This is a genomic window from Qipengyuania sp. GPGPB31, assembly GCF_038396345.1.
Classification (GTDB): Bacteria; Pseudomonadota; Alphaproteobacteria; order Sphingomonadales; family Sphingomonadaceae; genus Qipengyuania; species Qipengyuania citrea.
Genome location: NZ_CP149572.1, coordinates 1324859 through 1337222, shown reverse-complemented (window position 1 = coordinate 1337222; position 12364 = coordinate 1324859). Strand labels below are relative to the sequence as shown.

At 66.0% G+C, this 12364-nt stretch carries 12 protein-coding genes; 5 read left to right on the top strand and 7 right to left on the bottom strand.

All coding sequences use genetic code 11. From position 1 onward, the window contains the following. Nucleotides 1-27: 27 nt before the first annotated feature. Nucleotides 28-1881, bottom strand: a complete 1854-nt coding sequence (locus WKH79_RS06865; protein ID WP_341860020.1) for a DUF885 domain-containing protein — start codon at nucleotides 1879-1881, stop codon at nucleotides 28-30. Nucleotides 1882-1918: 37 nt separating this feature from the next. After that, nucleotides 1919-2296 carry a DUF3597 domain-containing protein gene (locus WKH79_RS06860; RefSeq protein ID WP_230833868.1) on the bottom strand — a complete coding sequence of 126 codons (378 nt, stop codon included), beginning with the start codon at nucleotides 2294-2296 and terminating at the stop codon, nucleotides 1919-1921. A 107-nt stretch (nucleotides 2297-2403) separates the two neighbouring features. Between WKH79_RS06860 and WKH79_RS06855 the strand changes: the two genes are divergently transcribed. Continuing rightward, on the top strand, nucleotides 2404-2613 hold the full coding sequence (locus tag WKH79_RS06855) for a hypothetical protein (protein WP_050599838.1): 210 nt from the start codon (nucleotides 2404-2406) through the stop codon (nucleotides 2611-2613). Between the two features lie 10 nt (nucleotides 2614-2623). Here WKH79_RS06855 and WKH79_RS06850 read toward each other — a convergent pair whose 3' ends face one another. Both WKH79_RS06850 and WKH79_RS06845 read right to left on the bottom strand, forming a co-directional pair. Further along, a complete protein-coding gene (locus WKH79_RS06850) occupies nucleotides 2624-3286 on the bottom strand; it encodes a TonB family protein (RefSeq protein ID WP_341860019.1) in 663 nt (220 codons plus the stop codon). A gap of 153 nt (nucleotides 3287-3439) precedes the next feature. Then, complete coding sequence (locus WKH79_RS06845) at nucleotides 3440-4096, bottom strand: alpha/beta hydrolase (RefSeq protein ID WP_050599836.1); 657 nt, start codon at nucleotides 4094-4096, stop codon at nucleotides 3440-3442. A gap of 77 nt (nucleotides 4097-4173) precedes the next feature. On the opposite strand from WKH79_RS06845, the gene WKH79_RS06840 reads away from it, so the two are divergent. The 3 genes from WKH79_RS06840 (at nucleotide 4174) to WKH79_RS06830 (ending at nucleotide 6766) form a co-directional block, all read left to right on the top strand. Continuing rightward, nucleotides 4174-5268 carry an aminotransferase class V-fold PLP-dependent enzyme gene (locus WKH79_RS06840; RefSeq protein ID WP_341860018.1) on the top strand — a complete coding sequence of 365 codons (1095 nt, stop codon included), beginning with the start codon at nucleotides 4174-4176 and terminating at the stop codon, nucleotides 5266-5268. Nucleotides 5269-5366: 98 nt separating this feature from the next. After that, nucleotides 5367-6443 carry a cysteine desulfurase family protein gene (locus WKH79_RS06835; protein ID WP_341860017.1) on the top strand — a complete coding sequence of 359 codons (1077 nt, stop codon included), beginning with the start codon at nucleotides 5367-5369 and terminating at the stop codon, nucleotides 6441-6443. Next, nucleotides 6440-6766: a 2Fe-2S iron-sulfur cluster-binding protein gene (locus WKH79_RS06830; RefSeq protein WP_050599834.1), complete on the top strand. Its 327-nt coding sequence runs from the start codon at nucleotides 6440-6442 to the stop codon at nucleotides 6764-6766. The genes WKH79_RS06835 and WKH79_RS06830 overlap by 4 nt, the downstream gene beginning before the upstream one ends. A gap of 43 nt (nucleotides 6767-6809) precedes the next feature. On the opposite strand, the gene WKH79_RS06825 is transcribed toward WKH79_RS06830, so the two are convergent. Further along, on the bottom strand, nucleotides 6810-8540 hold the full coding sequence (locus WKH79_RS06825; RefSeq protein ID WP_341860016.1) for a mechanosensitive ion channel domain-containing protein: 1731 nt from the start codon (nucleotides 8538-8540) through the stop codon (nucleotides 6810-6812). Between the two features lie 78 nt (nucleotides 8541-8618). Further along, the gene (locus WKH79_RS06820) at nucleotides 8619-9176 is read right to left on the bottom strand and encodes a type 1 glutamine amidotransferase domain-containing protein (protein ID WP_341860015.1); all 558 of its coding nucleotides are present in this window, start codon (nucleotides 9174-9176) and stop codon (nucleotides 8619-8621) included. Between the two features lie 98 nt (nucleotides 9177-9274). Here WKH79_RS06820 and parC point away from each other — a divergent pair, with 98 nt between their 5' ends. Further along, entirely contained in the window at nucleotides 9275-11575 is a 2301-nt protein-coding gene (parC, locus tag WKH79_RS06815; RefSeq protein WP_341860014.1) for a DNA topoisomerase IV subunit A, read from the top strand. A gap of 126 nt (nucleotides 11576-11701) precedes the next feature. Here parC and WKH79_RS06810 read toward each other — a convergent pair whose 3' ends face one another. Beyond that, nucleotides 11702-12262: a hypothetical protein gene (locus WKH79_RS06810; protein ID WP_050599830.1), complete on the bottom strand. Its 561-nt coding sequence runs from the start codon at nucleotides 12260-12262 to the stop codon at nucleotides 11702-11704. Between the last annotated feature and the right edge of the window lie 102 nt (nucleotides 12263-12364).

The window sequence follows — 12364 nt, the reverse complement described above, 5'->3', positions numbered from 1 at the left end:
GGGAGCCGCATTTCCATGACAAATGCGTCAGCTGCGTGCTGCCGCGATATAGCGGTCGACGTTCTTTTCGAGCACATCCAGCGGCACGTTGCCGCCGAGCACGACCGCGTCGTTGAACGCTTTGAAATCATAGGCCTGGCCCAGTTCGCGCTGCGCCCGTGCGCGCTGGTCGACGATACGGCTGTGTCCCAGCTTGTAGCCGGTCGCCTGGCCCGGCCAGCTACAATAGCGATCGACCTCGCTCTCGACCTCGGCGGGCTTGCTGCCATTGCGCGTGACGAAGAAATCGACCGCCTTCGCGCGGCTCCAGCCCTTGGCGTGCAGCCCGGTATCCACCACCATGCGGCAGGCGCGAAAGGCGAGGCTTTGAAGATAGCCCAGCCGGCCGACCTCGAACCCGTCATAGGCGCCCAGTTCGTCGGCGATCTGCTCGCCATAGAGCGCCCAGCCTTCGCTGAACGGGTTGAAGGCGAGAATCGAGCGGATCAGCGGCAGCCGGTTGGAGTATTCGCCTTCCCAGACGTGGCCCGGGATCGTCTCGTGATAGGTGAGGTCGGCGAGGTCGTATTTGCGGTGCAGGTCGGTGGTGCGCAAATTGATCCAGAACCGCCCGGGGATGCTGCCGTCCTTGCTGCCCGCGCCGCCATAGGCGCCCGGCGCGCCGACTTCTTCGGCCGGCGGGATGCGGCGCACTTCCATGTTCGGATCGACCAGCGTGTTGAAGGCGCGCGGCATCTGCGCCTTGATCCACTCGACCCGCTCGGCGATGAAATCCATGATCTCGGTGCGGCCCGGATCGCCCTCGGCGAACTTGTAACGTGGATCCTGCGACAGCGCCTGCATGCGCTCGCCCACCGAACCGCTGGTATAGCCGATGCTGCGCAGGATCGGGTCCATGCGCGCGTGGAGCGCGGCGAGTTCGTCCAGCCCCTGCTCGTGCACCTCGTCGGGCGTCAGCCGCGTGGTGGTGCTCGAACGCAGGGCCCAGGCGTAAAATTCGTCGCCGCGCGGACGCGCGGACATGCCCGGCGCATCGCTGGCGACCGCGCGTTCGGCGCGCAATTCCTCGAGCTGCCGCGTCAGCGCTTCGGCAATCGGTCCGGCTTCGAGGATCGCCGCGCGATTGGCGTGGCTTTCGGGCATGCCCGCGGCCTGCAGCTTGCTGCGCAGATCGGCGGCGAACAGTTCGCCCTTGCCCGCGCTGGCGATGGTCTGCTGCATCTGCCCGATCGCCTTGTCGAGCAGGAAGGCAGGCGGCACCACGCCCATGGCGCGCGCCGCGCTGATGCGCGCCAGTTCGCCGTCGAAGGTGGTGGGCATCTGCTCCATCCGTTCGATATAGGCGTCGGCATCGTCGCCGTTCTCGACCTTGTGGTTCGACTGCATGAAGCGCGGCAGCGCCAGATATTCGCCGACGTTCTGGATCACGACATAAGGCGCGGTGCGCCAGTTGCCGACGGGCGTATCGCCATAGGGCAGGGCAAAGCCGTCGAGCGCGAGATCATAGGCGCTTTCGACCACGTCGAGGCTGGTCAGGGTTTCGCTGTCTAGCCCCTCGCGCGGGAAGGAGCGGACATGCGCGAGGTCCTGCCGCAGGGTTGCGGCATAGGCCTGCTGGCCGGCGGGCGACTGGTCTTCGAGCCGGCCGCGCAGATAGGCATGGCGGCCCGTGTCGACGCCCAGTGCGGTCGCCCGCTCGGGTTCGTGTTCGAGCAGGTTGTACCCCACGACTTCGAGCAGGCGCTGCGCCCCGATGACACGCGCCTGCGCAATCGCTTCGGGACGCGCGCTGGCGGCGCATCCGGAAAGCGCCAGGGCGGAAGTGGCGCCAAGCCCTGCGAGGGCCTGGCGACGGGTGATGGAAAGGCTGGTCTGGGTCATGCGCGAAGGTGTGCTGCCCGCGCGCAAGCCTGTCAAATCAATCGCGGAATTCGGCAGGTACCTGGCCGCCATTGGCGCCGAGTTCGTTCATCACGCGGCGGTGCAGCCAGACATTGTCTTCGGCGCTGCCGGTGTAATCCACGCGGCCCAGCTCGCCGGCCAGCGCCTTGCGGCTCTCGTAATCGGAATCCACCCCGATCAGTTTCATCAGGTCGACGATCGACGTGCGCCAGTTGAGGCGGTCGGCCCCGGGCATGTTGTCGAGATTGCTCTCGATATCGACCATCGGGCGGGCCTTCGGCTCGACCACCGGCGCGTCGGCCCAGGCATTTCCGGTCGGCTTGGGCCGGGGCGTTTCCTGCGCCTCGGCATCGCTGCCGAAAATCGCGTCCTTGATTCTGCCGAAAATGCTCATCGTGCCGTCTCCTTTGCTATTGCGAACGGGCCAGTCCCCGGCCTGTTCCGCGGAGACGGCGTGCAGTGGCGGCTTGCAGTAGAGTGGGGGCCGGGTATGGAACCGCCATGCTCGATGCCGTCCTCTCGATTACCGTCCTCGCTGCCATCCTGCTGGTGATCGGCGCGATCTTCCTGTGGCGGCGGACGGGGGCAACGAGGAACGCGCTGCTAATGGTGCTCCTCGCCGTGGTAGCGCTGGCGAATGTGGCGATCTGGGTGCTGCCCGACGCGGGCGGCGACGCCCCGCTCGACAAGCTCGAGCAGGGCTCCCGCTGAACAGTCGCGGCTATTCGGGCAGCTGCCACAGGACCGCGCCGTCGTAACTGCCGGCGACAGCCTCGCCGCCGGCACCGCGCGCGGGTTCGAACCGGGCGCGCTTTGCCACCAACTGGCAGGTCGCCGTATCGAGTTGCGCATGACCGGTCGACCCGGTCACGGTGCATCCGGTCACGCGCCCGTTCGCGGCAATCTCCAGCCTGAAGCGCGCCAGCCCGGTCATTTCGCGCCGCATCCATGCGGGGCGATAATCGGCAGACGAAAGCCAGGCGGCAGGATCGTTGCGCGGCTTGGCGGCGACGGGATCGAAGCCGGGGACCGCGCCGGGTTTGGGCAAGTCGAGCCCGAGGCCCTGGCGCGGGCTTGGCAGCGGGGGGATGATCAGTGGGGCGGTTTGGAAGCGCGGCTCGGCAATCACCAGATCGCGCGCGGGCTTGGGCGCATGGATCACGGTATCGTTCTGCTGCGCGGGCCTGGGTGCGGCCGGCTCGGGCGGTTTCGGGGGCGGCGGCGCGACCGGAATGTTGGTCGCCCCGATCCTGGTGACGATATCGGGCACCGTGCCGGTAACCGTCAGTCCCGCGACGAGGATCGCGCCGATCGCGGCATGAACCCCGATCACCGCGGCCATGCTGGCAGGCGAGGGCCGGTGGCTGTGGTCGACATAGGACATGATGTTGCTCCTCTTCCATTGCGGAAGGCTTGACCGCCTTCTCATGAAGAGAATGTTACAACATAACGGCCGTGCGCCAAGCGGTTTCGCGTTGCATTACGCAACCTTAGCCGTTTCGAAGGCAGGGTGCGGCCCGTCTCGAGGCCGCCGGGATCACTTGATCGGGCAGCTCGGATCGAGGCGGAAGTCGAGGTAGTTGTCGACCGACTTCATCAACTCTTCCTGCTCGTTTTCGAAGAAGTGGTTTGCGCGCGGGATTTCTTCGTGATGCACGGTGATGTGCTTCTGCGTGCGCAGTTTCTCGACCAGCTTGGTGACCGCCTGCGGCTGCACGACCGTGTCCTGCGCGCCGTGAACGAAGATGCCGCTCGCGGGGCAGGGCGCGAGGAAGGAGAAGTCGTACATGCTCGCCGGTGCGCCGATCGACAGCCAGCCGCGAATTTCGGGGCGCCGCATCAGCAGTTGCATGCCGATCAGCGCGCCGAAGCTGACCCCGGCAACCCAGGTGACCTGTGCTTCGGGGTGAACCTGCTGGACCCAGTCGAGCGCGCTTGCCGCGTCGGACAGTTCGCCCACGCCATTGTCGAAGCTGCCCTGGCTGCGCCCGACGCCGCGAAAGTTGAAACGCAGCGTGGCGAAGCCGCGGTTGACGAAGGTCTTGTACAGACGCTGCGTGATCTGTTCGTTCATCGTCCCGCCGCCCTGCGGGTGCGGGTGCAGGATCATCGCCACCGGCGCGCGCGGGCGCGGGGCGGGAGAGAAACGGCCTTCGAGGCGGCCTTCGGGGCCGGGAAAGATCACGGTCGGCATGGGAGGTGTACCCTAAGCAAATGTCGAAGCGCTTGCGCCGGATAAGGCTTTGCGCGAGGTCGCGCGCTATATAGGGTTTGTCCATCAAATCGCAATCATTTCGAGCACGTACCATCGCGAACCGCATCTATCTCGATCACGCCGCCACCACCCCGCTGCACCCCGCGGCGCATGCAGCGATGGAGGAGGGGCTGGCGCACTGGGCCAATCCCTCGAGCCCGCACGCCGAAGGGCGCAAGGCACGCCGCTTGCTGGAAGATGCGCGCGAGCGCGTGAAGAAGGCGCTGGGCTGGGACGGCGAGGTCATCTTCACTTCGGGCGCAAGCGAGGCGGCAGCGCTGGCGCTGGGCCATGCCAAGGCGGGCGCGCGGCTCGTCAACACGGTCGAACACGATTGCATCCTCCAAGCCGCACCGCAGGCGGAGCAATTGCCCGTCCTGGGCAACGGCGCGGTCGACCACGAAAACCTCGCCGAAGCGGTGTGGCGCGAACGACCGCTGGTGGCGGTCCAGCACGTCAATTCGGAAACCGGCAACCGTCAGGACCTGGCTGCCATCGCCGCGATCACCCATGGCGAGGGCGGTTTGCTGCTGGTCGATTGCGCGCAAAGCGCGGGCAAGTTCGATCTGCCGCCGTGCGACATGGCGATCGTCTCGGCGCACAAGTTCGGCGGGCCGATCGGCAGCGGGGCACTGCTGGTGAAGGATTATGCCATGCTCGAACCCTTGGGCGGGCAGGAACGCGGCTACCGGCGCGGGACCGAGAACATGCCTGCCTCGCTGGGCATGGCTGCAGCGCTCGAAGCCTGCGCCGATGGCTATCTCGCACCCGATGTGCTCGAACCGCTCGATGCGCTGGCCGGAGAATGCCGCCGCATCGGCGGGACATGGCTGTCCGATCGGCTGGCGGATCCGACCCGCTACATCCGCGCGATTGCCATGCCCGCGATGAGCGCCACTGCGCAGGTCATGCGGTTCGACATGGCAGGCATCGCGATCAGCCAGGGATCGGCCTGTTCGAGCGGGACGATGAAGACCAGCCGCGTGCTCGAGGCGATGGCGCTCGATCCGGCCATCGCCGCCAACACCATCCGCGTGTCCTTCGGCTGGAGCACCACCCGCGCCGAGGTGGAACGCTTTTGCGCGGTCTGGCTTGAACTGGCGGATGCCTAGCCCGGGCCGTCCTTGCAGCGAAACGTCGGCCCGGCGGGGCCTGCGCAAGGACATCCGGGCTCGCTTCGCTTTGTCCGCAATCACTGTATGAGACCGCAATGATCTACCTCGATTACCAGGCCACCACCCCGCTTGCGCCCGAAGCGCGCGACGCGATGATGCGCTGGCTGGACGGGCCGGGCGGGACCGGTTTCGGCAATCCGCACAGCCCGCATCGCATGGGACGGCAGGCCAAGGCCGCGGTCGAAATGGCCCGCGACCAGGTTGCCGCGCTGTTCCCCGCGGGCGGGAAGGTGATCTTCACCAGCGGCGCGACCGAGGCGATCAACCTGGCAATCCGTGGCAGCGGAACGCAAGGCACCGTCTCGGTTTCGGCGATCGAACACGCCGCGGTGCTCGACACCGCGCGCGATGCCGGGCCCTGCCATGTCCTCAATGTCGCCAGGGACGGGCAGTGCAACACCCGGCAGGACCTGCCCGCAGATACGCGGCTGGTCTGCCTGATGCAGGTCAACAACGAGATCGGGACCATCCAGCCAACGGTCGAATGGCACCGCAAGGCGAAGGAGAACAACGCGCTGTATTTCTGTGATGCGGTGCAGGCCTATGGCAAGATCGAAGTGACCGGCGCCGACATGATCGCGGTTTCGGCGCACAAGTTCCACGGCCCCAAGGGGGTCGGCGCGCTGTGGGTGCGCGACGGGGTCGACCTGCACGAAGTCCAGACCGGGGGCGGTCAGGAATTCGGGCTGCGTTCGGGCACGGTGTCCCCCGCGCTGGTCGCCGGTATGGGCGCTGCCGCCGCCGAGGCGCGCGACCGGATGGCGCAGGATGCCGACCATGTCGAGGCGCTGTGGCACCGCGCGTGCGAACTGTTCGACGGCTGGGAGTTCAACGGCAGCGAGGACGCGCGCTGGCACGGCAATCTCAACATCCGCCGCGACGGGCTCGATGTGAACCGGCTGATGAGCGACGTGCGCGACGTGATGTTTTCCGCCGGGTCCGCCTGTGCCAGCGGATCGGGCCGCACCAGCCATGTGCTCGAGGCGATCGGCTGTTCGAAGGCGCAGGCCAAATCGTCGATCCGGCTCGGCTTCGGGCGCTACACCACCATGGAAGAGATCGAGGAAGCGGCCGGCAAGATCAACGCCGCGGCAAAGGAGCAGGGACTGTGAAGGTCGAGTTCGAAACCGCCCGCGGCGAAACGGTGACAGCCGAGGCGCAGCCGGGCGACAATCTGTTGCGCGTCGCGCAGGCGGCAGGCCTGCCGCTGGAAGGGACCTGCGAAGGCCAGATGGCCTGTTCGACCTGCCATGTGATCGTCGCGGACGAATGGTTCGCGCGGCTGGACGCGGCCAGCGAGGAAGAAGAGGACATGCTCGACCTGGCCGCGGGCGTTGCGCGGACGAGCAGGCTGTCTTGCCAGATCGATCTCGCGCCCGATCTCGACGGTCTGAAAGTGCGGTTGCCTGCCGAAAGCTACGACATGAGCCGCTGACCCAAGCGCGCGCTTGGGCCTGCGCCTCCTTGTACAGGGGGTTCTAGCCCTGCGCTTCGTCTGCGCGCGTCAGGTCCATCCGCACTTCGCGTTCGCGCGGGAAATAGGCGGGGGCCGGTTCGCGGTCCGCCCCTGCATCGAGTTCGGAGGCCACCTGCAGCATCCGTTCGCGCAGGCGGCAGTGCATCGCCCAGCCGCACTTCGGATCGGCCGCGCGGGCCATGAAGCGCACCGTCATTGCGCGCGCATTCTGCGCCACGACTTCGCACTGGGAATCGCCTGGATCGATCACGTCCTCGTCATTCTCCACGAAGTCGCGGAACGGCTCGCGCAAGGCGTCGACATCGGCCCGGTTGTCGAGTTCGAGTTCGACATGCATCATCAGGCTGGCGTCTTCCTTGGTCCAGTTTTCAAAGCTGTCATTGGTGAAATCGCTGACCGGTGCGATCAGGCGGCGTTCGTCCCAGGTGCGCAGGCGCAGGTGGGTGAAACCGATCTTCTCGACATAGCACCATTGCCCGTCATAACGGATTGCATCGCCGATGCGGGCGGTCTGGGCAAAGGCGATCTGGACGCTGGCCATGATGTCGCCCAGCACCTTGCGCGCGGCAAAGGCCAGCACGAGGCCCAGGATGCCCGCCGATGCCATGATGGAAAAGCCCAGCGTGCTCGACAGATTGCTCGCGACGAGCAGGAAGCCGATGCCGGCCAGCAGAATCATCACCGTGATGATGCGGCGGATCGCGCTCATCTTGGTGTAGAAATTGCGATCGGCGTTGTTGTCCGGCGCTTCGAGTTCGTCGGTACGCTGCGAAGTGGCGAAATCGAACAGCGCTTCGATTACTGACAGCGCGATCCCGATGATCGCGGCAATGATCAGCACCAACTGAAGCGGGTCGAGCAGGTCCTTCACCGGCCCCGACAGGCGGAAGAAAGACAGGCGGACGAGCGCGAAAGTCCCCGCGAAGGCCAGCAGGGTCGCGGGCAGGTGGATCGCCTGGAGCACGCCGTAAAGCTTGGAATCCTCGTCCTGCCGGCGGCGCAGCCGGCTGATCGCGAGATAGGTCAGCGCAGCCGCCAGCGCGCCCGCGAACAGGATCAGCGGCAGCGCAATCACTTCCCACCAAGCGAGCGTCCAGAACGCCTGCTCGCGCAGCGCCGGCGGCAGGCTCTTCTCGAACTTGCTGGGGCCGTAGACCGCATAGAGCGCGGGAACATTCTCCACCGTCTGGCGGCTGAACACCCACACCGGTTCGCCGCCCGGGGCCTGCACCCGCGCCAGCCGGATCGGGACCGTGCGGTTGGACAGTTCCAGCTGGCCGATGGTGAGCGAACGCCGCGCGACCCCGGACATCGGGTCCTTCGAAGTCGTGGTGGTGTCGACTGCATCGGGGCGGTCGGGCAGGGTGGCCCAGTCGAACGCGACCGAGCGGTGCATCAGGTCGTAAAGCTGCGCGGTCAGCTGTTCGGGCTGCCGCTCTGCCGGGTCGACATTGGCCAGGTCCAGCGCGGCGCCCGCGCGGGCCCAGTCTTCCTTCTCGCCCGCGCGCATGAAGCTTTCCATCAGCCCCATCGGCGTATCGAGATCAAGCGGGGTCTGTGCGGACCCGGCCGCGTTCTGCAGCTGCTCGACCTGATAGACGAAGGGTTCGGAATCGGATGCGACCGTGCGGCCCGACTGCGCGGCGGCCTGGACGGCAAACAGCGCGCAGATCAGCATGACGAGGGCGCGAGTGAAGCTGATGTGATGTTTCCCCATGCGGCCCCAATGCATCACGCGCGCGATCGGTCCCGGCAAACAAAACCCCGCTGCGCGAACGCAGCGGGGCCATGCTGTTGATATCGGATGGGTTTAGGCGGCTTCCAGCTGCCCATCGGCGACGCTTTCGCCCAGCATCTCGATCAGTGCCTTGCTGAAGGCGGGAATGTCGCCGGGGTTGCGGCTGGTGATGATCTTGCCGTCCTGCGCAACTTCCTGGTCGACCACATTGGCACCGGCATTCGTGAGGTCGGTGCGGATCGAAGGCCAACTGGTGACGGTCTTGCCCTTCACGACATCGGCTTCGGCCAGCAGCCAAGGCGCATGGCAGATCGCGGCGATCGGCTTGTCGGCCATCGCGAACTCGCGCACGATTGCCACGGCGCGTTCGTTCATCCGCAGGATGTCGGGGTTGATCTGGCCACCGGGGAGCAACAGCGCGTCATAGCCTTCGCAATTGGCGACATTGTCGACCGTCTTGTCGACCGCGACGCTTTCGCCCCAGTCCTTGTCGTCCCAGCCGCGGATCGAACCTTCCTCGAGGCTGACGACCTCGGTTTCGATACCGGCCTTCTCGAGATTGGCTTTCGGCTTCATCAGTTCCGACTGTTCGAAGCCATCGGTGGCGAGGATCATTACGCGCTTTGTCATAGGTAAACTCCGTGATTTGGTGTTGCCCATGCAACGCGTGGGGAAAGCGCACCGTTCCGTGCTTCTAGGCGGGCCGTGGCGGTGATAGGGCAGATCGCATGGCCGCCAACGACACCACTCTCGACAGCGAGAAAGACCCCTTCGACGCGATCGTCGATGCGCCCTTCGACAGTGCGCTTTCGGAACGCTATCTCGTCTATGCGCTCTCCACCATCACTGCCCGGTCGCTGCCCGACCTGCGCGACGGGCTGAAGCCGGTCCACCGCCGGCTGCTGTGGACCATGCGCCAGCTCAAGCTCGATCCTTCCAGCGGCTTCAAGAAATCGGCCCGCGTGGTGGGCGAGGTGATCGGCAAGTACCACCCGCATGGCGACACCGCGGCCTATGACGCGATGGTCCGCCTCGCGCAGGATTTCTCGCTGCGGTATCCGCTGGTCGAAGGGCAGGGCAATTTCGGCAATATCGACGGCGATAACGCCGCTGCCTACCGCTATACCGAAGCGCGCCTGACGAAGACCGCGATGCGGCTGATGGAAGGCCTCGACGCGGGCACGGTCGATTTCATCCCGACCTACAACAACGAGGAAGAAGAGCCGGAGATCATGCCCGGCCTGTTCCCCAACCTGCTGGCCAATGGCGCCAGCGGCATTGCAGTGGGCATGGCGACCAATATCCCGAGCCACAACGTCGCCGAGATCGTCGATGCCACGCTCGAGGTGATCGACAATCCGCATGTCGAACACGCGCGGCTTATGGAACTGTTCAAGGGGCCCGATTTCGCCACCGGCGGGATCGTCGCCGAAAGCGCGGCTACAGTCGCCAATGCCTATGAAACCGGGCGCGGCAGCTTCCGCGTCCGCGGGCGCTTCCACGCCGCCGAAGCCGAGAAGGCCGAGGATCGCGAAGCGGGTATCGAACGCACCGGCGGTGGCCAGTGGCAGCTGGTGATCAGCGAAATCCCCTACCAGGTGCCCAAGGGCAAGCTGATCGAGCAGATCGCCGCTGCGATTGGCGACAGGAAGCTGCCGATCCTCGAGGATGTGCGCGACGAAAGCGACGAGCAGATCCGCATCGTGCTGGTCCCGCGCAGCCGCAATGTCGATCCCGACCTGCTCAAGGAAAGCCTCTATAAGCTGACCGATATGGAAACGCGGTTCGGGCTCAACCTCAACGTGCTCGACGCCAGCCGCACGCCGATGGTGATGGGGCTGAAGGAACTGCTGACCAACTGGATCGGCAGCCAGATCGACATCCTGCAGCGGCGCAGCCAGCACCGGCTCGACCAGATCGCGCGGCGGCTGGAACTGGTCGAAGGCTATATCACCGCCTTTCTCAACCTCGACCGGGTGATCGAGATCATCCGTTACGAGGATGAGCCCAAGGCGGTGATGATGGAAGAGTTCAGCCTCACCGACCGGCAGGCGGAAGCCATCCTCAACATGCGGCTGCGGTCCCTGCGCAAGCTGGAGGAGATGGAACTGCGCGGCGAGAAGGACGAATTGCTCAAGGAACAGGACGGGCTCGAGAAACTGCTTTCCAGCCCGGCGCGCCAGCGTACGCGGCTGAAGCGCGAGCTGGGCGCCCTGCGCAAGGAATACGACCCCGATACCGCGCTGGGCCGCCGCCGGACGTCGATCGAGGAAGCCGCCCCCGCAGTCGAATTCAGCATGGACGCGATGATCGAGAAGGAACCGGTCACGGTGATCCTGTCGCAGAAGGGCTGGGTGCGCGGCGCCAAGGGGCACCTGCCGCTGGACCAGGAATTCAAGTACAAGGAAGGCGACGGCCCCGGCTATGTGCTGCACGCGCAGACCACCGACAAGCTGCTGCTGGCGACCGACAAGGGCCGGTTCTTCACGCTGGGGGCGGACAAGCTGCCCGGCGCGCGCGGTTTCGGCGAACCGGTGCGCAACACGCTGGATATCGATGCCAGCGCCCAGATCGTCGCGGTGATCGTCCACCGGCCCGGCCAGCGGCTGCTGTTGGCCGCCGATACCGGCAAGGGCTTCGGCGCGACGACCGACGACCTGCTGGCGGAAACCCGCAAGGGCCGGCAAGTGGTCAATCTGAAGGGCGATGCCCGGCTGGCGGTGGCGCGGGTGATCGACGCGGCGCACGATCACGTCGCCGTGGTCGGCGACAATCGCAAGCTGGTGGTCTTCAATCTCGAGGAGCTGCCGCAATTGTCGCGCGGGCAGGGCGTGACGCTGCAACGGTACCGCGATGGCGGCTTGTCCGACGCGATCACCTTCACGCTCGACGAAGGGCTGAGCTGGACGATGGGCGGCAAGGAAGGCCGCACCCGCACCGAAGGCGAGATGTGGCAGTGGAAGGTCGCGCGCGGCGGGGCGGGGCGGATGCCGCCGCAAGGCTTCCCGCGGGACAATACGTTCGATTGAGGTTGGTCGAGTGCCGCAAGCTGGCGGCGCACGCCGCTAGCGCACGCAGAACAGACCTATCCAACAAAAAGCCGGAGACGATCGCTCGTCCCCGGCCTTGTTGCGACCCGGTAAAGGGCTACGGAATTATTCGCCGGTGCTTTCGGCAGCCGGAGCCGATGCGGCCATGGCGGCATCGATCTGTTCGTTGGTCAGCAGCGCCATCAGGCTGCCGTCGGGGGCCGCAGCGAAATGTTCGCGCAGCAGCGTGATCTTGTTGGCTTCGTCACCGCCGCGGGCGATGATGACATTGTCGCCTTCGATCTCGAGCACGGTGCCGAGCGGGGCGTTCTTGGCAGTCACGGCTTCGGCGCCGACAACCAGCGCGGCGTCGCGCTTGGCCATGGCTTCCTGCTGCGCAGCCTGCAGCATGCCGACGATCTGCGCCTTGGTGGCGTTCAGCGTCGCGCCGTTTTCACCGGTGCCGAAAGCGGCAGCGGGAACCGGGGCCTTCATGCCGTCGACCACAAGGATGGCGGTTTCGCCGTCCACGGTTTCGACCGTGCCGATTTCTGCGCCGTCATTGCCGTAAACGGTGGTGCCGGCAGCGACGCTGGCTGCAGCTTCCTGGGCGACGGCCACGCCGGGGGCGACCGCGGCGGTGGTGGTGAGGGCGGCAGCGGCAAGGGCCAGCTTCGCGATTTTCATACTGCAACTCCAAGGCTTGTTTTGTGGATTACGCGGTTCTCCCACACGCGAGACGCGCGATCGAACCGATCAAACTGGAAAGAGCTGGCGAGAACGGGGTCC

What these genes read in the sequence shown, in the direction of transcription:
- WKH79_RS06865 (WP_341860020.1), bottom strand. Translation starts at nt 1,881, where the DNA reads ATGACCCAGACCAGCCTTTCCATCACCCGTCGCCAGGCCCTCGCAGGG.
- WKH79_RS06860 (WP_230833868.1), bottom strand. Translation starts at nt 2,296, where the DNA reads ATGAGCATTTTCGGCAGAATCAAGGACGCGATTTTCGGCAGCGATGCC.
- WKH79_RS06855 (WP_050599838.1), top strand. Translation starts at nt 2,404, where the DNA reads ATGCTCGATGCCGTCCTCTCGATTACCGTCCTCGCTGCCATCCTGCTG.
- WKH79_RS06850 (WP_341860019.1), bottom strand. Translation starts at nt 3,286, where the DNA reads ATGTCCTATGTCGACCACAGCCACCGGCCCTCGCCTGCCAGCATGGCC.
- WKH79_RS06845 (WP_050599836.1), bottom strand. Translation starts at nt 4,096, where the DNA reads ATGCCGACCGTGATCTTTCCCGGCCCCGAAGGCCGCCTCGAAGGCCGT.
- WKH79_RS06835 (WP_341860017.1), top strand. Translation starts at nt 5,367, where the DNA reads ATGATCTACCTCGATTACCAGGCCACCACCCCGCTTGCGCCCGAAGCG.
- WKH79_RS06825 (WP_341860016.1), bottom strand. Translation starts at nt 8,540, where the DNA reads ATGCATTGGGGCCGCATGGGGAAACATCACATCAGCTTCACTCGCGCC.
- WKH79_RS06820 (WP_341860015.1), bottom strand. Translation starts at nt 9,176, where the DNA reads ATGACAAAGCGCGTAATGATCCTCGCCACCGATGGCTTCGAACAGTCG.
- parC (WP_341860014.1), top strand. Translation starts at nt 9,275, where the DNA reads ATGGCCGCCAACGACACCACTCTCGACAGCGAGAAAGACCCCTTCGAC.
- WKH79_RS06810 (WP_050599830.1), bottom strand. Translation starts at nt 12,262, where the DNA reads ATGAAAATCGCGAAGCTGGCCCTTGCCGCTGCCGCCCTCACCACCACC.